Origin of the sequence: Rhizobium sp. CF122, assembly GCF_000282035.1 — a bacterium.
In the GTDB taxonomy this organism is placed as follows: Bacteria; Pseudomonadota; Alphaproteobacteria; order Rhizobiales; family Rhizobiaceae; genus Rhizobium.
This window is the reverse complement of the sequence record NZ_AKKA01000109.1, coordinates 1-20782: the sequence shown is the minus strand read 5'-3', so window position 1 is coordinate 20782 and position 20782 is coordinate 1. Positions and strand designations below refer to the sequence as shown.

19 protein-coding genes are annotated in these 20782 nt (G+C 59.2%); 15 read left to right on the top strand and 4 right to left on the bottom strand.

Annotation, left to right across the window (positions count from 1 at the left end; translation table 11 throughout):
- Positions 1–615: 615 nt before the first annotated feature.
- A complete protein-coding gene (locus PMI09_RS26240; RefSeq protein WP_244423829.1) occupies positions 616–1632 on the top strand; it encodes a helix-turn-helix domain-containing protein in 1017 nt (338 codons plus the stop codon).
- A gap of 58 nt (positions 1633–1690) precedes the next feature.
- Here the strand turns inward: PMI09_RS26240 and gltS are convergent, their stop codons facing one another.
- Positions 1691–2896, bottom strand: coding sequence for a sodium/glutamate symporter (gene gltS / locus PMI09_RS26235; RefSeq protein ID WP_007801496.1), 1206 nt, complete (start codon positions 2894–2896; stop codon positions 1691–1693).
- Between the two features lie 544 nt (positions 2897–3440).
- Between gltS and PMI09_RS26230 the strand changes: the two genes are divergently transcribed.
- Complete coding sequence (locus PMI09_RS26230; RefSeq protein WP_007801494.1) at positions 3441–3740, top strand: hypothetical protein; 300 nt, start codon at positions 3441–3443, stop codon at positions 3738–3740.
- Between the two features lie 262 nt (positions 3741–4002).
- Complete coding sequence (locus PMI09_RS26225; protein WP_007801490.1) at positions 4003–4764, top strand: bestrophin-like domain; 762 nt, start codon at positions 4003–4005, stop codon at positions 4762–4764.
- A 36-nt stretch (positions 4765–4800) separates the two neighbouring features.
- On the opposite strand, the gene PMI09_RS26220 is transcribed toward PMI09_RS26225, so the two are convergent.
- Positions 4801–4998, bottom strand: a complete 198-nt coding sequence (locus tag PMI09_RS26220; RefSeq protein ID WP_007801488.1) for a hypothetical protein — start codon at positions 4996–4998, stop codon at positions 4801–4803.
- Between the two features lie 482 nt (positions 4999–5480).
- Between PMI09_RS26220 and PMI09_RS26215 the strand changes: the two genes are divergently transcribed.
- The 6 genes from PMI09_RS26215 to PMI09_RS26190 all read left to right on the top strand — a co-directional run bounded on the left by PMI09_RS26215 (position 5481) and on the right by PMI09_RS26190 (position 10243).
- The gene (locus PMI09_RS26215) at positions 5481–5921 is read left to right on the top strand and encodes a helix-turn-helix domain-containing protein (RefSeq protein WP_007801486.1); all 441 of its coding nucleotides are present in this window, start codon (positions 5481–5483) and stop codon (positions 5919–5921) included.
- Between the two features lie 3 nt (positions 5922–5924).
- Positions 5925–7760, top strand: coding sequence for a hypothetical protein (locus tag PMI09_RS26210; protein WP_007801484.1), 1836 nt, complete (start codon positions 5925–5927; stop codon positions 7758–7760).
- Between the two features lie 20 nt (positions 7761–7780).
- On the top strand, positions 7781–7999 hold the full coding sequence (locus PMI09_RS26205) for a hypothetical protein (RefSeq protein ID WP_007801483.1): 219 nt from the start codon (positions 7781–7783) through the stop codon (positions 7997–7999).
- Positions 8000–8034: 35 nt separating this feature from the next.
- Positions 8035–9186, top strand: coding sequence for a YcaO-like family protein (locus PMI09_RS26200; protein WP_037084220.1), 1152 nt, complete (start codon positions 8035–8037; stop codon positions 9184–9186).
- Positions 9183–9884 (top strand): TfuA-like protein, encoded by a 702-nt coding sequence (locus PMI09_RS26195; protein WP_007801479.1) that lies wholly within the window; start codon positions 9183–9185, stop codon positions 9882–9884. Before PMI09_RS26200 ends, PMI09_RS26195 begins: the two co-directional genes overlap by 4 nt.
- A gap of 107 nt (positions 9885–9991) precedes the next feature.
- Positions 9992–10243 carry a hypothetical protein gene (locus PMI09_RS26190; protein ID WP_007801476.1) on the top strand — a complete coding sequence of 84 codons (252 nt, stop codon included), beginning with the start codon at positions 9992–9994 and terminating at the stop codon, positions 10241–10243.
- Positions 10244–10287: 44 nt separating this feature from the next.
- Here PMI09_RS26190 and PMI09_RS26185 read toward each other — a convergent pair whose 3' ends face one another.
- Complete coding sequence (locus PMI09_RS26185) at positions 10288–10734, bottom strand: GNAT family N-acetyltransferase (RefSeq protein ID WP_007801474.1); 447 nt, start codon at positions 10732–10734, stop codon at positions 10288–10290.
- 286 nt (positions 10735–11020) lie between these two features.
- On the opposite strand from PMI09_RS26185, the gene PMI09_RS26180 reads away from it, so the two are divergent.
- The 5 genes from PMI09_RS26180 (at position 11021) to PMI09_RS26160 (ending at position 18604) form a co-directional block, all read left to right on the top strand.
- Positions 11021–12373 carry an extracellular solute-binding protein gene (locus PMI09_RS26180; protein WP_007801471.1) on the top strand — a complete coding sequence of 451 codons (1353 nt, stop codon included), beginning with the start codon at positions 11021–11023 and terminating at the stop codon, positions 12371–12373.
- A gap of 87 nt (positions 12374–12460) precedes the next feature.
- Positions 12461–13393 carry a carbohydrate ABC transporter permease gene (locus PMI09_RS26175; RefSeq protein WP_007801469.1) on the top strand — a complete coding sequence of 311 codons (933 nt, stop codon included), beginning with the start codon at positions 12461–12463 and terminating at the stop codon, positions 13391–13393.
- A complete protein-coding gene (locus PMI09_RS26170) occupies positions 13390–14223 on the top strand; it encodes a carbohydrate ABC transporter permease (protein ID WP_007801467.1) in 834 nt (277 codons plus the stop codon). The genes PMI09_RS26175 and PMI09_RS26170 overlap by 4 nt, the downstream gene beginning before the upstream one ends.
- 28 nt (positions 14224–14251) lie before the next feature.
- The gene (locus PMI09_RS26165) at positions 14252–17275 is read left to right on the top strand and encodes an alpha-mannosidase (RefSeq protein WP_007801465.1); all 3024 of its coding nucleotides are present in this window, start codon (positions 14252–14254) and stop codon (positions 17273–17275) included.
- Between the two features lie 156 nt (positions 17276–17431).
- Positions 17432–18604 carry an ROK family transcriptional regulator gene (locus tag PMI09_RS26160; protein ID WP_244423831.1) on the top strand — a complete coding sequence of 391 codons (1173 nt, stop codon included), beginning with the start codon at positions 17432–17434 and terminating at the stop codon, positions 18602–18604.
- A 23-nt stretch (positions 18605–18627) separates the two neighbouring features.
- On the opposite strand, the gene PMI09_RS26155 is transcribed toward PMI09_RS26160, so the two are convergent.
- The gene (locus PMI09_RS26155) at positions 18628–19701 is read right to left on the bottom strand and encodes an ROK family transcriptional regulator (protein WP_007801461.1); all 1074 of its coding nucleotides are present in this window, start codon (positions 19699–19701) and stop codon (positions 18628–18630) included.
- 288 nt (positions 19702–19989) lie between these two features.
- Between PMI09_RS26155 and PMI09_RS26150 the strand changes: the two genes are divergently transcribed.
- Positions 19990–20782, top strand: a 793-nt coding sequence (locus tag PMI09_RS26150) for a GAF domain-containing protein (protein WP_007801459.1), incomplete at its 3' end; no start/stop codon positions are given.

Below are 20782 nucleotides of genomic sequence, written 5' to 3'. Positions count from 1 at the left end.
CGTTCACGGATCGTGCATCTGACGGTTGAGGAAAGAGGTCGAAAGGGCTAAATTGCGACTGGGAGGAACAACGAGTGCCCCAGGCAGCTTGCCGAAATATACCCGAACAAGCGCTGGAGATCCCGCATCCGCCGTGCGAACGGTTGTCCCCCTGAACCGCAGAAATCAGTTCGCTTGCATCATTCAGACGTCACGCTGCCTCGCTCCTGGGCCCAAGAGGAAAGTACGAATGAACTGCACATTTTTTTCTGTCGACTCAAGCAGCCTTTCCATCGCGGCATACCCGGCGCACAGCATCACGCTCCAAAGGATCCTTTCCATTTCGAGCGGTGGCATTGCCCACAGTTCCGCGACATCCGACGGCACTGCCTGCCGGGGAGGCTTTCGCACTATGTTGGGCATGATCGGCGGCAATCACGGCCGCACTATGTCTGCTGGGCGAGCCACACGTAACTGCACCGCCTTGTCTGCGGCCAAAAAACAGATGACGTGAAGATGATGGAAGGCGTCACGAACCATGCCAGGTTACCCGAGCGCGTGCCGGACCGCGAGAGCTTTGTGGGCCTGGATTGCGGGGCCGTTGAGGCAATCTCAGTAGACGGGAGGGCATCGTCCTTGCCTTCCTTTGAATTTTCGACCGCGGGCCTGTCGCGAGCGGATCAGTTTGCAACATGGCACGACAGTTTCGCGCCCATGCTCGAACTTTCTGATATCGACCCCATGACTGCAGATTTCAGCGGTCGGCAAAAGCTTTGGGATCTTGGCAGTCTTGTCCTTGCCGAAATCAGTACGGACCGCCTCGCATTTTCGAGCCTGCCGGGACATGTTCGGCGTGATCCCGTCGATCACTGGACGATGACCGTCCTGTTGTCCGGACAGACCCGCACTGATGCGGTAAAAACCGCGTTTACCGCGGGCCCGGGTGAGGTTCAGATCCACTCACTCGGCCGCGCCTTCGACGGCGTCGTTGATAGGAGCGAGATGCTCATGCTGTTTGTGCCGCGTGATCTTTCCCTCGAGACTTCGGCCACACTCGGCTCGGCGGAGTTTTCGACGCTCGGGACAGGCATGGGGCGGCTGTTTTCGGATTATCTGGTTGACGTCGCCAATCGCCTGCCGATGCTCGTTCAAGCCGATCTGCCCGGGCTAGCGGCAGCCACACGCGCTATGATCCTTGCCTGCGTGCAGCCATCTGCGGACCATATCGAGGCGGCCGAAGGACCGATTGCCAACGTGCTCCTCGAAAGAGCACGCCAACTGGTGCACAGCCGGCTGCTCGACCCCAAACTCGGGAGTGAGTTGGTGCGGCGGGAACTCGGCATCTCGCGCACGCGGCTCTACAACCTGTTCGAGCCCTTCGGTGGGGTAATGCACTACATTCAGCACCGTCGACTGCTCAGTGCCTACGCCGCGTTGACAGACCCCAATGATCGGCGCCTCATATTCCAGATCGCCGAAGAGCGGGGGTTCAGCGACGGCGCAGAGTTTGGCCGTGCGTTCAAGCGAGCATTCGGCTACAGCCCGAGCGAGGTGAGGAACCGAGGAGGCGGTGGCATCCCAGCTCGCTCGGACCTTGAGGATTGCCCGTCGGAAGAGCGACTCGGCGTGCTTCTCAGAAGACTGCAAGGGTAAGCTAAAAGGCCCAGGAAGCGATCCATCGGGCCAATTTGCGACCAACAAGAGCGCAATCTCACCGAACAAGAAAGCCAAGAACCGCTGCGTTCGCCAGATCGATAAAGAATGCCGAAACGAGCGGCAGGATGATGAATGCGATCGTTGCCGCACCATGGATTTTGGTTACGGCGGTCATATTGGCGATCGCTGTGGGCGTAGCGCCGAGCGAGACGCCGCAAAAACCCGCAGAAATCACGGCGGCTTCATAGTTGCGCCCCATTGCCGGGAACACGACGAACAGGATGTAGGCTACGGCGACGATCGTCTGGATCGCGAGCACTATGACGAGCGCGAGACCAAGCCCACTAAGGCCCCACAACTGCATGCTCATCAACGACATGGCTAGAAACACGTTCAACGAGAGATCGGATATGAGCGAGAGCGCGCGTGTGCGCGTCGGCCAAGGCAGGTTCGGCGCCACGAACGGGACCGTATTCGTCATCACGATTGCGACGAGCAGGCAGACGACGAACAGCGGAAGATTGATGCCGGCGTCGACGATGATCTCATGCAAGGCATAGCCGATGAGGATAGCAAGATTGGTTACAAGCAGGGTTCGCAACAGACTGACGTAACTGACGTCATCGTGATGGCTGCTTGTTGCTGCGCGTGACACACCTATCGTCAGCTCCTCGTTAGCGCGAGCGCTCAAGCGATGGCGTTTAATCAGATACTGTGCGATCGGCCCCCCGATCAGGCTGGCGATGACGAGGCCAAGTGTTGCGCTGGCAATGCCAACCTCCAGCGCGTTCGTAAGACCGAAACGGTTGGTTATGATCGGAGCCCAGGCAATGGTCGTACCATGTCCGCCGATCAGCGACGTCGATCCGAGCAATGTTGCAGTGCCTGGCGCAAGACCAAGGATGTTGCTGGTGCCGATGGCCACAAGATTCTGGATGACGAGGAAGACCAGCGTTATGCCGAGAAGGATGAGGAAGGGCTTTCCGCCTGCCGCCAGATCGGACAGTCTGGCATTCAGCCCGACACCGGTGAAGAAGTAGAGAAGCAGCATGTCCCGCGCGGCCAGGGTGAAACTGATCTCGACGCCAAAGAACTCATAGGCGATGAGCGTCGCAAGCGCCGCCAGAAGGCCCCCAGTGACTGCTTCGGGAATGCTCCAGTGGATAAGGATTGGGATTAAACGGTTGAGGTTGGCGCCAGCGAAAAATACGAGAATTGCGATGGTAAAGGATAGTAGTCCCGGGACCTGTATCACCGACATGTGTCACCCCTACTGACGCCGCAACCCTTGCCACGTTTGCGGTTGTAGTCGCCACTTTGACACGCGACATGCGGTTGAGCCAGCGCAAACGGCTTGCGCTTGTCACACGTGACCTTCCACCAGCCCGTCATGCGGCTGTGGTTTAAATCCCTAGGCGGATTTTGGCCGGCGGCCGCCCGGCCGGTCTTTTGACGCATCGATCACAGGGAGTATGCAATTGGCAGGTGCCGATGACGCAGCCAACGTCGGCCCTGGTCCAGAAGGGTTTTCCGCGGATGACGGGTTGCTGGCGGGCTTTCGATCGCTCCAGTCGGATGAGGTAGCGCGTACGCACAACTCAACGCGCTGGTGCACTCTGCCAGCAGATCCTGAAGAATGTCTGAAAGAAAGTGACATGAGCACCGAGACTATCCCGATCAAGAGCCCAGTGATTTTGTGTGGTGGGCGGTGCTGAGCGGTCGACCTCTCAGGGGCACCTGCCCACACGTCGGGAACAAATTTGGACGCAGTTCATTTTGCTTGCTGCAGAGAGAGGAGAAACGACATGACGTACGACCCCAATGATCCCGTCCGCAACCCCAGTACAGATCCCGACCTGCGCACAGCGCCCCCACGCGGCCGCTCGAGCACCTGGATCGGATGGGTTGCTGCGATCGCAGTGATACTCGTTGCGGCGTTTGCGATCACGGAATGGTTCGGCCGGTCTGACACAGACCCGAATCCGACCGCTTCGACGACTGAATCTCAGCCGATGAAGCCGCCGGTGGCGCCGGCCGCACCGTCAAGCGAGCCGGCAACGCCAGCCCCGGCCACCCCTTCGACGGGCGGCACGACACAGCAGTAAGCATATTTTAAAGCGGGAGCCTCCCTCGGGGGACGCTCCCGTATGTTTGTCGCGCTTTGGCTCGCTCCCTGCGAAACCTTCGGACTTGCAGCGGATTCTGAAGGATATGCCGCTGACGGTCTCAGTCAGCGGTGGGCGGCGGGACGCGAATATAAAGCGAGTTTGTGCAGCATTGCCTGCAGCCAAGGCCCAATGGCGACGAGCGAGCTTGACGAAATCCAATCATTTCAGTTCGATGGCGCCGAAACAGGCGAACTCCATCATGACAGCTCTTGAAACTGGATGCATTATCGCACTGCTGCTGGCATGGGCGGCGTTGCTTGGCACGCGGATCAGCCGACGCCTGCCTGGTCATCACCTGTCCGCAGACTCCAAGGAAGCCATCAAGCTCGCCACTGCGGTCGTCGGCACTCTTTCAGCACTTGCGCTCGGCTTTCTGGTCGCGTCCGCCAAGACGGCCTTCGATGATGCGGAAACTGAGCTGAAGACATCGGCCGCTCGCCTCGTCCTTCTTGACCGAGTACTGGCGCAGTACGGCCCTGAGACGGCTCAAGCACGCAAGAGGCTTGCCGAACTCGTCGAGGCGCGCATCAACCAGAGCTGGGGAGGCGCTGCTGGCGAGGCCTTCGGGACGAGAGCGGGGGATGATCTCGGCGTCGAACCTGTCCAGACGATATTGCGGGCGCTGACGCCCGAGGACGATGTACACCGTCTGCTCAAGACACGTGCGCTGGAAATCAGCGGTGCTATCGCAGAGGCGCATTGGCTGGTTCTCGAGACGGGCAACGAGGGGCTGCCGACGGCCTTCCTGGTCGTACTGACATTCTGGCTGATTGTGATCTTTCTCACGTTCGGCCTTTTGTCGCCTTATAACGGCACCGTTATATCGATCATTGTTGTCTGCGCGGTGTCCGTCGGAGGTGCGGTCTTCATCGTCAACGATATGGCCCACCCTTACGGCGGCCTGATTTTCGTGTCGGATGAACCTCTGCGTATCGCTTTATCCCGTATGGGGCGCGGTTGATCGTCCCTGAGGATCCGGACGCAGCGCGGGCGTGGATCAGTGCGTTGCCGTGCGCTTCCTGGAGGCAGCAAGAATGTAGTCGTCCGCAATATCCGCGATTGCCATAGCGATTTCGGTCGACGAAAAGCCGACGAGTTTTTCGCCTTGGATGATCAGGTATACGGCTTCCTCAATTTTTTCCCGGCAGGCGGAAAGACTGTCGGCGTGGCTGATGATGATAGGACGTAATTCCATGGCCCTTGTCTCCGGTCGATACGGCACACGTTCTTGATGTGCGTTGAATGCTGATGTTGGTTAAGCAGCGCACCAATTCGTGACAACCGAGACGCTGTCGAATGACACCCCACCCATCGATCAGTTCAGCGAAAAGGCATTGCGGCCCCTGGTCTCCGCGGGAGCTAGGGTCGCTAAGGCTTCAACTTAACCGTGCCTCGAACATAGTCACAGAAATTGGGAAAGGCTTGTGAAATCGACGTGACACCACCATGAATGGAACAGTCAAAATATATACCGCCCAAGGTCGGTAATCTGATCGGGCGATATTGCCGTCTCAACGCATCAGTTTTGGCTGCATTTCGACAACACGGGTAAATTCGCAACAAGATAGCAAAATGTAGTCGCGTCTGTGATTAGTTTCTTGAAAAAAATTACTCTCGGTTGTATTTTGTACGAAAGTCATCATATTGCTAGTCTGACACGAGGAAACGGGGGGTGCCATGAAGGCCAAGACTCCAAACGCTATTGATGCCTATGTGGGTGAGCGTGTCAGGTTGAGGCGAAAGCTACTTGGCATGAGCCAGGTTAGCCTGTCGGAATCGCTGGGCATTACGTTTCAACAACTCCAAAAGTACGAAAAAGGTGTCAACCGCGTAGGAGCCAGCCGCCTGCAGCGGATTGCCGAGGTCCTTGGCGTACCCATTGGGTTCTTTTTCGACGAGGAGAAGTCGCAGGCCGCCGGCCTGCGTTTGAGCGCGGATACCGATGAAGTCGCGCATTTCATCGCTTCAAAAGAGGGATTGGCGCTGACACGGGCCTTCATTGCGATCGAAAATCCGAATATTCGTCGAAGGCTGCTTGCACTTGCACGGAGCCTCGGCTCCACGCAGTCGGTCGCGGATGAGTATGGCTGGGATCATGCGGACGAAACACGAGGATAACGGGTGCTGCATCTCCAAACATTTGGCGAACTGCGTCTGACGGACGAGGCAGGCAATGCCGTGGGATATCCCGCCAAGGCGCTGTTGACGATGGCGTATCTCTCCACATGCAAGGGCCACGCGCTCACTCGCCAGGAGGTCGCGGCGTTTCTCTGGTCGGAGGCCGAGCCTGATCAGGCCGGCCTCAATCTACGAAAGCTGATTTCCCGCATTCGCCAGATCGATGACAGCGACACCGCGCCGCTGCAAATCACCGCGACGTCGGTGGCGCTGCGCGCGCACAGCCTCACCGTCGACATGCAGATATTGGATAAGCCGGGGCCGGCGATGAAGGGGCTGAAAGCGTGCAGCGATCTGCTTCAGCGCGATTTCGCAGGCAATGTCCGATCAGCAAGCAAGGCGATCGACAACTGGATCGCACGCGAGCAGCGAAGCCATAGGGTCAAGTTGCGCCAGATACTCATCGAGGCTGCGAAATCTGCACAGTGTGCAGATGACTACCGAACCGTGTCGGGCGCAGCCCTGCTGCTTCTCGAGCAGGATCCGACTGATGAGCCGGTTCGGGCGATGCTTCGCGGGCTGCCGGGCGTTGCCGGCCCGGGCGTACTGCTTGCGAGCGAAGGCGAGACAGCGAACCATGTGGTCCCGGCGCAGGCACGGAGCGCAAACCGCCGCGAGCCGGAGCAGCGGCCTGATTCGACCCTGCCGCGACTGGTCTTGCTTCCTCCGACCTCACAGAGCGGTGTTGTGGGGCTGTCGCTTGCCGCCGCGCTGATAGAGGATGTCACGATCGAGCTATGTGCTCTCAGGAACGTTTCCATCGTTGCGCCGCACACCGCAGAGCAAATCCGGCGGGACTCTGACAAAGCGGCCGCTATTGCCCGCCACTCGATCTCCTATCTCCTCGACACGAGACTTTCAGGCGAAGGCCTATACGCGCAGCTCGTCTACTTCCCGACCGACGAGATCATCTGGGCGACGCGCTTTCCCATGACCGCGGCAACACTGCCGACCCAGCGGCGACTCATTGCTTTAAACCTCTCATCATCTGTCGTGGATGAGCTTGCCAGGAGGGAGAAAGCCCGGCTCAGCCTGGAAGCCAACCCGCAAGCTTATCATTCCTATCTTGTGGGTGCGAGCCTGATGGGCAAGCTGACCCTGCCGCACATTCGCAGGGCGAGAGCGGCCTTCAAGGAGGCGTTGAAATACAATCACGATTTTTCGCCCGCGTTTACCGGCCTGGCACGGACCTATACCAGCGAGTGGCTGGTGACCGCTCAAGGCAACGCGGAATTGTTGGGTCTTGCTGAGCAGAACGCATTGAAGGCAATAGAGCGGGACGAGGTTTTCGCCGGCGGCCACCGCGAACTCGGCGTGACAAAACTCTATCTCGGCGACGTCGATCAGAGCGTGGCGGCGCTCAGTCACGCGGAGGAATTGAGCCCGCATTTCGCCGACGTGATCTACAGCCACGCCGACACACTGGTGCATGCCTCACGTCCCAAGGAAGCGCTGGCAAAGATCCAGAAGGCGATGTCACTCAATCCTATCTCGCCGGACAGCTATTTTTGGTGTGCCGCAGGCGCAAGCTACTTCCTCGAGCAGTACAACGACGCCATTGCCTATGTTGAAGCCATGAAGGACAAGGCGCCGGCTTACCGCATTGCCGCTGCGAGTTGCGCAATGATCGGTGACCGCAGGCGGGCACAGTTCTATCGGCAACGTGCGGAAACGCTGAACCCGGTCTTCGATGTGGAAAAATGGCTCTCCCTCATTCCCATGAAGGAGCAGTGGCACAAGGATCTCTACAGAGAGGGGCTTTTGAAAGCTGGATTTTGACACCAACGAAAGGAAACATCATGTCAAGGGCAGTTGTATTTGGCATTGCAGGGGATGCGAAACTTTGGATTGCCGACCTCGATGCGGGGACCGTCAAGGAACTCGCGCCAACCGGTGAATTGGCGAAGATCGTGGACCTGCGCAAGGCGGGTGCCGCCGTCGTCAAAAAGGTGGACTTCGCGGTTGCGGTCTCTACAGCCAAGGCGGTGTTCTCCGGTCACTTCGAGCCCGCACCCTGACCGCCATTGAGCTGGCTGCCTATTGCGATCGAACGATCCCACCCTCTGAAACCCTTGCCCGCACCGGGCCCTTGCTGGCGGATTTCGGTATAACGCGGGTGGCCCGGCATACGGGCCTGGACAACATCGGCATACCGGTGTGGTGTGCTTACGTGCCAAATGGGCGGTCGATCGCGATCGCTCAGGGCAAGGGTTTGACCGATGACGATGCCAAGGCTTCGGCCGTCATGGAAGCGTTGGAGCGCGTCGTTGCCAACAGGCCGGCCGTTCCAACGTTGCGTACGTCGGCTCAGGATCTTCATGCGGCGGGCTTGTCTTTTGATACGCTCTCCTGCCTGATCGGCTACCAGGAGGAGGACATCCGGCCGGACGAGCAGATCGACTGGGCGCGCGGCAGGGAGCTGCTGACGGATCGGGAGATTTATGTCCCATTCGAGGCGGCGCTTTTGGACAGGACGCGACGCAACCGCTTCTGGATGTCTTCTGACGGTCTTGCCTCCGGCAACACGCAAGAGGAGGCAATCCTGCATGGGGTGCTTGAGCGTATTGAACGCGATGCCTATTGTCTTTGGGAGATCGGCAGCGAAGAGGATCGGCTTGACCGCTGTATCGATCCGCTGGGCTTCAGCGATCCGGTGGTGGACGAACTTGTTCGAAAGATCGAGGCGGCAGGGCTCGCTGTGCGCCTGTTCGACATGACAAATGATATCGCTGTCCCCTGCTTTACCGCCATCCTCGGGCCTGCGAAGCGAGGCAAGGAAAACATCCGCTTTGTCGAAGTGACTGGTGGCAGCGGCGCGCATCTTTCACCTTTGCGGGCGGCCATACGGGCAATGACCGAGGCCGTTCAATCCAGGGTCACCTATATCAGCGGCGCACGCGACGACTTATCGCCGGAGGCGTTTGAGTGGCCTGTGCCCGCAGAGACCTTGCGCGCCCTCGATGCCATGCCGGTCGCTCGTACCAGGAACGTACCCTCGCAGCGGCACGGCGTCAGATCGCACCTCGCGGATGTCCTCGATGCGTTACGTGACCGACAGATCACATCCGTCATCGCGCTGCCACTCAGCGATCCGCGCCTTCCCTTTCACGTTGTCAAAATATTCGTTCCGAATCTTGAAAATCCCGAAGGCGCGCGGGCGCGTCGTTTTGGCGCTCGCGCGATTGCCAAGGCGGTGTTCTCATGAAGGTCGTCTTTGTCGGGCCAAGCCTGCCGGATGCCGCCCTCTTTGTCGGGAACGAGGTCACCATATGCCCGCCTGCCGTTCAAGGCGACGTCTTGGCCGCTGTAGGCAGGGGCGCCCGCGTAATTGGCGTCGTCGATGGCGGTTTCGAATACATCGCGCCGGTATGGCACAAGGAAATCCTTTATGCGCTTTCGCGGCAGGTTCGAGTGTTCGGCGCCGCAAGCATGGGCGCCTTGCGGGCGGTTGAATGCGGGGTTTTCGGTATGGTCGGCATTGGTCGCATCTACAGCGAGTATGCGACAGCTGCGACGGTAGACGACTCGGATGTTGCGTTGCTGCATGGACCGGAAGAACTTGGATACAAGGCGCTGACAGTACCGCTGGTCAACGTCAGGGCGACTCTCGATGAGCTTGAGCGTCATCAGGTCTTGACGCGAGGGCTTCGCATGGCGCTTGAGGCCGCTGCGGCCAATTTGTTCTTCAAGATGCGGACATGGCGTGCAATCGTGGCAAATGTCGATCTTCCCGCGGCAGACAGGCAGCAATTGCTGTCGCTGCTTCGATCGAGCGAGGTCGATCAGAAGCGGGCAGACGCTCTCGCCCTGATCGAGGCCGTTCGGGCTGCGGATGATCACCCTCTGCCTGCTGAAGTTACATGGCAGTTCAACGAGACCTTTATTTTTTCGGAAAAGCTGTAATTTGTCGGCCAGCACATGAAATGCAACAATAACGTGTGTCACGTGTTTTTCACGGGCCTTTTGCGCGTATCCTGAATATTCTCTCCCCCGTTCGAGGGAGAACAAAAATGAGTGCAGCATCGGCGAACAGACCGATCGACCTGGGTAGCAGTGAGCGATCTTCCGACGATTTGGAAGAACTCGTCGCACTGGCGCGCATGATCGCTTACGCAAAATACGCGGCCGAAGACGTCGACCTGGTGGGGGCGATGCACTGTCTTGGGATGGCGCTGAATGAAGTTCTGCGTGAAATTGGCGACGGTCCGCATGAGGGTTTGGCGGACGTGCTGGCGTCTAAAGGGGCGATCTGCCTGAACTGACATTATTGAGGGGACTGCGGGATAGGCCGGCGTGATGCGCCGGCCTATGTCAGTTTCTTGGAGTAGACACAGAGCTTTTCAGAATGCTGATAATCATTGCTCTTATAGTAGTCCGCAACGCCGCCGGTACTGCGAGAGACGAGCCACACGTGCACGTAGCCCATGATGCGCGCCTCCTCCTCCAATCGTTTCAATAGGCACGAACCGATTCCTGAGCGCTGGTGCTGTGGCCGTATTGCAATTTCCGCGACGTGAATCCCGCGACCCATCACAGACGTGTGCGGCAAGCCAAAGGCAAAGCCGACGGGCCTTTGTGCGTCAAACGCTGCCACGGCTAGGCACATGGGCGTCGTTGTCAGTTCGTCGATGCGGGAAATGGCGTTCTGAATGGACCATTCTTCGTGCCAAGGCGGCTTGGCGTAGGCTTGAACGATGATGTCAGCGCTTTGCAGCGCCTCATCCCGGGTCATGCGTCTATAAATGATCGGCATTCACATCACTGTCACCATAGCTGCGCGTGAACACGCGTCATGGTGCCTTCCTGTTCATTTCCACCCCGTGACGTTAAAGCACAGGCGCGGCGGGCAGTGTTGTGACTTCATCGTGACACGCGCATTGCGCGCAGGCAGAGATTGAAATTACGAGCACTTTTCGATTGGCATAGCGACATATGCACGTCAGCGTTTAAACCCTTGCGCTATTGCAGGCTGGACGACGCCCACCACCTTGACACCAAAAGAAAGTGACTTAATCTAATCTTCGGATCCGAGATGCTCGATGTGTGGAGGCAACGAGCTCGGCCTGGATCCTGTTCAGGGAGGAAATAGGGTGAGGAAGAAGGCAATTACGCTTGCGCTTGCTGCCAGCACGATTTTCACACTGCCGCAGCTCAGCATCGCTCAAGACACCATCACCGGTGATATCGTCGGCAAGCCCGATGCGCCAAACAAGATGGTTTTCCGCATGACAACGGACGGCCCGCGCAACAACGAGCCGGCTTATGCTCAGGGCTATAGCAAACTGTTCAACGACTTCATTGCCAAGCGTCCCGATTGGCAAATCGAACTGCAGATGATGTCGGGTGACATCGGGCAGGAGCAGGCGCGCATGCTCGAGCAGGCGAAGTCCGGTTCGGCTCCCGATTGCGCAGCGGTCGATTCCTTCGTGTTGCCACTCTTCAAGAAGGCCGGTGTACTGCAGTCCTTCTCGCCCTACTTCAGCAAGGATGAGATCGCGCAACTCTTTCCATTTATCCGCGATGGCATAACCGGCACCGATGGCAACATCTATGCATGGTGGTGGTCGACGGATCTGCGCGTCCTTTATCGCAACAAGGAAATCGTTCCAGATGCTCCCCAGACTTGGGATGACCTGAAGAAGGCAGCATTGTCGTCTGTCGAACAAGGCATGGAAGGTGTTCTGTTCAATGGCAGCCGTTATGAAGGAACGACCTTCGACTGGCTTGCGAATTTTTGGGCGCAGGGCGGCAAACTGGTTGACGACGAAGGCAAGCCGATATTCGGTGAGGGCGAAAATCGCGAGAAATTCATCAAGGCCGTCAATTATTACCGCGACCTCGTCGAGTCCGGGGCAGCGCCGAAGCGCGTCGCAACCATCGGCAATTACGACGACTTCAATGCGGCCGCGGCAGCCGGCACGACCGCGCTTTTCGTCGGCGGCAACTGGCAGTATGCCCAATTGAAGACGGCACTTGATCCGGACGAATTTGCGAAGTGGAGCTTCTCGCCGCTTCCAGGACCAACGGCAGATCAGCGCTCGACCGGTACTGGTGGCTGGACCGTCGCCGCGTTTAGCAAGGATCCCGCCAAGGTCAAGGTCTGCGCCGATCTCGCGCGCGAGGTCTACATGGGGCCGGCCAACGCACTGCAGGAGCAGCTTCCCACACGTGCCGACCTCTACGACAAGTACGAGGTGTTTTCGAGCGACGCGAACAAGACATTCGCGGCAGCCTTGAAGGTCGGCCAAGCAAGGCCTGGAGCGCCTGTCTATCCGGAGATCTCGAACCAGATCCAGATCATGATGGGCAAAGTCCTGACCGGCACTCAGGCGACCGAGGCTGCCGTGGACGAGGCCTTCAGTGCTTCTCTCAGCGCCTTCAAGCGGAGCTGAGGGATCGATCGGCGGCGCAGAGTCCCTCCTTTGCGCCGCCGGCTCCGACTGGCGGCATCCTTTAAGGACAATGGACCGGATTGATCGATGATGAATGCTAGCATTGCGGCCGAACGTCCCCAAAGGCTTGGCGTAGGTACCTTGCGCCGGCGCAATCCTTCGCCCCTACCCTGGCTTGTTCCGCTCATTTTCGTGCTGGGCGTCTTCTACCTCTATCCGCTGCTCGACGTGTTCCGCTTTGCGTTCACGAACATTTCGCTCGTCGGTACCGATGAGCAATATACGCTGCAGACGATCATCCATACGCTATCGAAACCCGAACTTGTCCAGATACTATGGGTCACCTTCGTGTTCACGGCGTCCAGTGTCGTCGCGCAACAGGTGCTCGGGTTCTTCATCGCTCAGGTCGTCGTGCGCAGCGAGAAGCGGGGCCTGTTTGGATCGACCATCGTGCGAACCACGGCGCTCGTCGCATGGGTCGTGCCCGGCATTGCCGGTGGCATTATCTGGAAGATGCTGTTCAACGAGGCGCCCTTCGGCGGCCTGAACAGCCTGCTACGGATGGTGGGGGCTGCGCCGGTACAGTGGCTCTCCGATCCCGCCATGGTCATGTGGTCCGTCGTGATCTCCAATGTCTGGCGCGGGACGGCCTTCTCGATGGTTGTCATGTATGCGGCCATCAAAGCGATCGATCCCGAGCTCTACGAGGCTGCCGAGATGGACGGCGCCAATGCACGGCAACGCATGTTCTATATCACCCTGCCGCAACTGCGCACCGCGATCCTGGTCAACATGATCCTCATCACGATCCAGACGCTGAACACCTTCGACGCCATCATCTCGCTGACGGGCGGCGGGCCGGGACGAGCAACCGAAGTGCTTTCGCTCTACACGTTCAATGTCGTGTTTCGAAACTACGACCTTGCGGCCGGCGCTGTGTTATCGATCCTGATGCTCGTCATCAGTCTCAGCCTGGCGCTTGTTTACGCGCGCTTCCTTCCACGAGGAGAGCCGGTATGAGAGAAGATAGGCTCGGCGATCTATTCAGCTACATTTTTCTGGCTGCTACGTTCCTGTTCTTTGCCTGGCCATTGCTGTGGCTTCTTTCATTGGCGCTCAGGACGCGCAAGGAAGTGTTTCTCGGCGTCAGTCGGTTCATTCCGAAAGCCCCTACCCTCGATAACTTCGCGACTATTCTGTCCTCGGACAAGTTTGCCGGATACCTCTGGAATGCCTTGATCCTGTCGACATCAAGCGCCATCGGCTGCCTGGTGGTGGCACTGCCGGCGGCTTACGCCTTCTCGCGCTTTCCGTTCCGCGGGAAGGGCCCATGGATGATGGTCCTGCTCGCCTTCCAGATGATCTCGCCGCTCGTCATCATGGTGCCGCTTTATCGCTACATGGCGGCCATCGGTCTGACAGACAGCCATTTCGGCGCGGCAATGGTCTATATCGCGCTTGCGGTGCCGATGGTAACCTGGATCCTGAAGGGCTTCGTCGACGGCATTCCTCGCAGCCTCGACGAGGCGGCGTTCATCGATGGGTGCAGCCATTTCGCGGTTTTCTGGCGGATCATATTGCCGCTATCGACTCCCGGTATTGCATCTGCCTTCATCATTACCGTGATTGCCGGCTGGTCGCAGTTCCTCGTACCCTTTTTGCTTATCAGCAAGGAATCTCTGATGCCGATCGGCGTTGGGATTTTCCAATATGCCGGAACGCAGAATGATTCTTCCATTCAACTCCTGGCCGCGGCCTGCCTGGTATCGGTCGTACCGGCGATCGTCGCCTTCCTTTCCCTTCAACGGCTCATCCTCGGCGCGATGACGGCAGGTGCCGTCAAGGGCTGATCTTTGTTTCAAATCGCAGGATATCATTATGACGCTTACGCTGCTCCAACGCCTTGAACGCATCCGTGCCCGTTCCGCGGAACTCGAATACTGGCGCTCGCGTGAAACCGTCCAGATCGACGGCTGGACATTCGGCGGAGAGCCGATTGCCATCGGCGCACCATGGCCGCGCAGCGACGGTACCGTTCATTTTGCGGCGACTGCTAAACTGCCCGGCCATTGGCCGCTGGAAGATGCTCGTCTTTCGCTCGATCTCGGCGGGGAAAGCCTGATCACGATCACCGATGAGGCAGGGAACGAAAAGAGGCTTGGCCTCGATCCATATCACCGGGAATTCCTCCTCCCTTCGCGGAATGTCCAGATCGCATCGGAGACGGTGGCACGCTTGCCGTTCGGGGAGCCAGTGCGCGGTCCGAAGCTGGAGCGCGCAGCGCTGATCTGGCTGGATACGGCAGTCGACAAGCTTTGGCTGCTTCTGCGCCAGATCTGCGAGGCAGTGGATATTCTCGAACAGCATGAGGTGGTTCCGCACTTGCTCGATATCGCCGAGGATACGATGCGTGGATTGGAATGGCCGTCGGCAACCGCAGCCTACGTGGCGCGCACCGCCCCTTCCCCGATGCAGCAAAAGATCTGGCAATTGCCGCCGCTAGAAGTGTCACCGGAGGGGCTCAATCAGGCCGAGCGCGCCAGCGTGGTTTTTGCCTACGAGACGCTGCTTGCGCGGCTGAAGAGACTGCGTGAACGGTTCCCGCCACAGGGCGAGATCGCGCTGACGGGACACGCGCATATCGATCTGGCCTGGCTCTGGCCCTATGGCGAAACGAGGCGGAAGATACGCCGCACCTTCCATACCGCGCTTTCTCTGATGGAACAGTCGTCCGATTTTCGCTTCAATCAGTCGACTGCTCACTACTACGCGCAAATCGCGCAGGACGATCCAACACTTTTGCGCCGCATTATCGAGCGTGCCCGAGAGGGACAGTGGGAGACAGTGGGGGGCATGTGGGTCGAGCCAGATACGAACATGCCGACCGGTGAAAGCCTTAGCCGGCAGATTCTTTATGGACAGCGCTATTTCGAAAAGACATTCGGCGTTCGCCACAGTGTTTGCTGGCTACCGGATTGCTTCGGCTTCTCCGGCGCCCTGCCCCAGCTGTTACGCCAGGGCGGAATGAACAGCTTTTTCACCATCAAGGTCAATTGGTCGGAGACCAATAAATTCCCATCCGATCTCTTCTGGTGGGAGGGCCTGGATGGCAGCCGGGTTCTTACCCATACGTTCGATAACCCAATGCATGGTTATAATGGCTTCGTGCGACCGGATTGCTTTGTGCCAACCTGGCGGAACTTCAAGGACAAGGACAAGCACGACACGACCCTGCTCGCGGTGGGGTATGGGGATGGCGGCGGCGGCGTCACGCCTGAGATGATCGTCCGCGAAGAACAACTGCGGGCATTTCCGACCTTACCGAAGGCGCGCTGGACGAAGGTGCACGACTTCTTCAAAGGCGCGCATGAGCGCGCAACGGAGAAGGATCTGGCAACCTGGCGCGGCGAAATCTACCTCGAACTGCACCGCGCGACCCTGACCAGCCAGAGCGTCGTAAAGCGACTGCATCGCAAAGCTGAACGCAGCCTCATTACGGCCGAGACGCTGTTTGGACTTGCGCATCTGATGGGAGCCGACCGACCCAGATCGATGGAGCCGGAGTGGCGGGTCGTCTTGAAGAATGAATTCCATGATATCCTGCCTGGCTCGTCCATCGCGGAAGTCTACGTCGATGCCGCCAACGAACTCGAGGCCGTCATCGCCGCGGGGAACACGGCACAGGCCAAGGCGATGGAAGCAATCGCCGGGCAATTGCCGGCCGGCACCGGCGACAACGTACTCGTTATCAATCCGTCCCTGTCCGCACGCCCGCTGCGGCTGACGCTTCCCGATGGAAAAACGGTCTCCTGCGAGGCGATGATCGCGCCGCTCGGCATTGCTGTCGTCGACCCCCAGGCGCTGCAGCCCGCGCCCGGCCTTTCCGTCAGCAGTGAGCATTTGGAAAATGCCGTTCTGAAGGTCACCTTGGCCAAAAATGGTTCGATCGCCAGCCTTGTTCACAAGGTGACTGGTCGCGAAGCGCTGGAGGGTGGTGGCAATCGCCTCTTCGTCTACCCGGTAGACAAACCGCGCAACTGGGATGCCTGGGACGTCGAGGAAGACTACGCCCAGCGCGCAGAAGAGATCACCGCACTCGATAGCCTCGAGGTGATCGACAACGGGCCACACCGGGTGGCGATCAGGATCGTCAGAACGTGGCGGCATTCACGCATCACGCAAGTGTTGTCGCTTGGCGCCAATGCGCGGCGTCTCGATATCGAGACCGAACTCGATTGGCATGATCGCCGCGCCTTTTTGCGCACCGAAACGAGCGTGGCCGTTCGCAATGGTCGGGCAACCTGCGAATGCGCCTATGGCGTGGTCGAACGGCCGACACACTCCAACACGTCTTGGGATGCCGCCATGTTCGAGGCGCCCGCCCACCGATTTGCCGACCTGTCGGAACCGGGATTTGGCGTCGCCATTCTGAACGACGCGAAATATGGGCACAGCGTTCGGGGAAATGTCCTTGGTCTGTCGCTTCTTCGCTCACCGATCTATCCTGATCCGCTTGCCGACGAAGGAGTGCAGAGCTTCACCTATGCGCTGATGCCGCACGAAGGGACGTGGTATGACGGCGGGATCCGGGAGGAAGCCGAAGACCTGAACCAACCGCTCTTGGCGGCGCCTGTGTCAGGACGTGCGATCGGCAACTGGCAGCCGCTCGGGGCAACCGGGATCGATGCGGCACTCTCGGCCGTGAAGGCCGCGGAAGAAGGCGACGGGCTGATTGTGCGCGTCTACGAACCGGCGGGTCGCCGCGGCGCATTTGAGCTGAAGCTCCCGTCCAACTGGCGCAACCAGGGAGCGGTCACCATCCTGGAAGAGCCGATGTCTGAAACGCCCGCCACGGGGTTGAAACCCTTTGAGGTCAAAAGCTGGCGAATTTCAAAGGCTTGAATCAAGGGATGATGAGAAAGGCCGGCAATGGCCCCTTTTCCTGTTGGAGCCGATCACATAGTGTCGCTTGAGACTGGCTTGGGCGATGCAGAAGGGAGATTGAAGGTGTTGGTGTCGGGCTCGAACACGGAGCAGGCTGCAGCCGCGAACCGGGCCATGATCCTTTCCGCGATCCATCGTGGTGGTCCGATCTCACGCACGGAACTGGCCGAGCAGTCCAGGTTGACCAAACAGGCCGTGACGCGAATTGTCGAGCGGCTGCTTGATGAAGGCCTGATTCTGGAGGCGCGGCGGCGACACGGTTTAAGGGGGCAACCGGCCATTGAGTTGGAGATCGATCCGGACGGCGTCTTCTCGATCGGCGCGAACATCGATCGCGACCATCTGACGATCGTTGCTGTGGACGCCGTCGGCACTGTACGTGGGCGCATCCACCACGAGCGTCGCTTTCTGTTGCCAGACGACTTCGTCGCGCTCGTGGGCGACGCGCTCTCGTCCTTTCGTCGTCGCAAGATCATTCAGGAAAGCCGGCTCGCAGGCATTGGTCTTGCCATCCCCGACTGGCTTGGCGAGGTGCCGGTGATCGGATTTCCCGCGGAATATCGGCGTTGGAATGGCTATGACGTACGCGGCGCTTTGGAGGCACTCTCCGACCATCCCGTCTTCATCGACAATGATGCCAATGCTGCTGCGCTCGGCGAGATCGAATATGGCCTTGGCACTGAAATCGACAGTTTCTTCTACATTTTGGCGAATGCCTGCCTTGGCGGCAGCCTGGTGATCGACGGTGTTCGCCACAAGGGGGCCAGTGGTATCGGGGGAGAAATCGGCTGGCTGCCTGTTGTCTTTGATGAGGGACCCTATGCCGGCAGCACCCAACCGCTCGGCGAGATGTTTTCGCTCTTCATCCTGCTTGACCATCTACAGCGAAATGGGATCAAGGCGAGGACGCCCTCCGATCTCCTGGAGCTTGATGAGGCCGGCCGCAATCTCATAAGCGCATGGTTGCGCAAGGTGAGCGTTAAGATTGCGCAAGCGGTGGTCAACATAGGAATGATCGTCGACCCTGAGGGGGTCCTTATAGGAGGCCGTTTTCCGGTTCGCCTGATCGACGAACTCCTCCTTTATGTGCACGAAGAAATTGCCCGCATCGGTGCGCAGGCGCCGTCGCTACACCGGGCGGCAGGATCAGAAGATGCGGCCGCACTTGGCGCCGCCGCAATTCCGCTCGCGCACCGGCTCGGGCTTCCCTCCGCTGAACCGGCACAACGGGTTCGCAACCCGCTCGGCGGACATCCGGCCCAGACGTCGAACTTGGCACCGGCGTAGGACGGCATGACTGTCGTCGAGGCTTATGCTCGTGTGTCCGGTAGCGCCATTGCGTCCAGGGGGCGCAAGGCCGCACCGAGCGCAACACCCGCCCAGGGAAACGTCGCGCGTCTGATCTGTTGGATCCATGGCGCAATGACCAGGTCGCGGATCTTGTCGTCGCGTTCCTGCGACATGCGCTCGACCACCGCATCCAAGACGTTATTGGGCAAGGCGCCGCCAAGGAGGATGGCGCCCGGCGCTATAAAGCCTGAAACGGCGAGCACTGCCTCGTGCAGATGGCGGGCGGCGGTCGCGAGCCAGCTGTCCTCGTCGGCTGAGCCAGCTTCCAGCGACGGCAACGTTGCAACATCGTTCAGACTGGCTCCGTCGATCCCGGAGCGCATTTCGCCAATTTGTCCGGCGCGTCCATGGATGCCCCGGAACACCCTGCCCCCTATCAGGAGACCTGCACGAACCGTGTAATCGGTAAGGATCATGACCATCCCGCCCTCGGGGTCTCCGATACCCAGCGCGCGTTCGGCTTCGATTGCTGCCTCGGTGTCATCGAGGAAGAAAAGCGCCTCGCTCTCTCCGGCCAGAACGGTTTCTAACTCTTGGCGAGCCAAGAAAGTGTCGGGCGAAGTTGCGATACCGCAGCCGACAAGCTTGGAAGGACCAGCGGTTCGGCGAAGATCGGCGAGCGCGGCGATAAGATCGTCGCGCGTCGCGAAAGCTTCCTGGCCAACGACCTCGCCCGCGAAATCCACCAAGGCGACATCACCATTGAGCTTGCCGATACGGACGCCGAGTGAGTAGCGAGCTTCGGCACGCAATCCGAATTCGGCGGCAGTGTAGTGTGCGGTCGTGGAGCGCTTGCGTTCGGTGACGAGTCCCGCCAGCCCAAGGCGGCGGACAATTCCGGTGATGGCCGGTTCTGTTAGGCCAAGCTCCCTGGAAAGCTCCTGACGTGTCAGCGCACCATGGCGCCGTAGCAACCTCAGGGTCGTTCGTGAATTGTGCTCGGCAATATCGACTGGACTGATGCCGGGACGATCATCATGTCGGGACCGCTGCCTGGCTACGCCGGAGATCGAATGGCGTCGAAGTGTTTTCAAGCAAGCGATATCCCATAAGCTGCAGCTACGCTGGCGATAGATCACGCGCAACCGATAAACCTATCGCGCAATTTTCCAACTGCATCAAGAACCTGGCGCCTGGTAGACCGGAATTTGGCGCCAACGGCACTCAGGCGGTCGCACCAGGGGCGCGATGGGCTGTCTGTCGCAATACTGCGACAGTTGGCGCCCTGCAATCTTGGCTATCACCTCCTGCGTCCCCGAGCCTGGAATTGCCAAAGCGACGCCTTTGCGCCAAATTGGTCTCACAATTGGTTGGAGGAGCCAATGGGTGAACTCGCTGCGCATGCGGAGCACGTCTACACGTGTACCCAGAGGGATTCGGCGGCAGCCAACTCATCCATCGTCGCGTCCTGGCGGCGCTGCATTGCCATGCACAGGCTCGCCCCGGAGCAAATGCGCGCGCCGCTTCGACTTTCCGAACAGGAGCTGAAAAAGGCTCGGGAAGCCTCCGGGAAACTCATTGCCGACGCGTCTGCCGAACTCGATCGTTTGTTTGCGACGGTGGGCAAGAGCGGTTGTTGCCTCATATTGACCGATCACAACGGCGTGGCGCTCGAACGCCGCGGTGTGGCTGGCGATGATAAGCATTTTCATGAATTGGGCCTGTGGACCGGGTCCGTTTGGACCGAAGCGAGCATTGGCACCAATGGCATCGGGACCGCGATTGCCGACGAGCGTTCAGTGACGATCTTGCGAGATCAGCACTTCTTTAGTTCGAATATCAATCTGAGTTGTACAACGGCGCCGATCAGGGATCATTGTGGCCAACTGGCCGCCGCGCTCGACATATCGACGTGTCGCGACGAGGTGAACGAGGTCACGTTGGGAATCCTCGGTCAGATGGTTCGTGACGCGGCCCTGCGCATTGAAATCAATCTCTTCAGAAGCGCCTTTGCCGGAGCCCGCTTCGTCATGGTGCCTGCCGCCAGCAACCCAACGGCAGCACTGCTCGCTGTCGACCGACATGACCTCGTCCTCGGCGCTACCCGCGCCGCACGGCTGGCCCTGCAGCTTGATGACCGGCGTATTTCGGCGGGGCTGCCCGCCGCCGATGCCC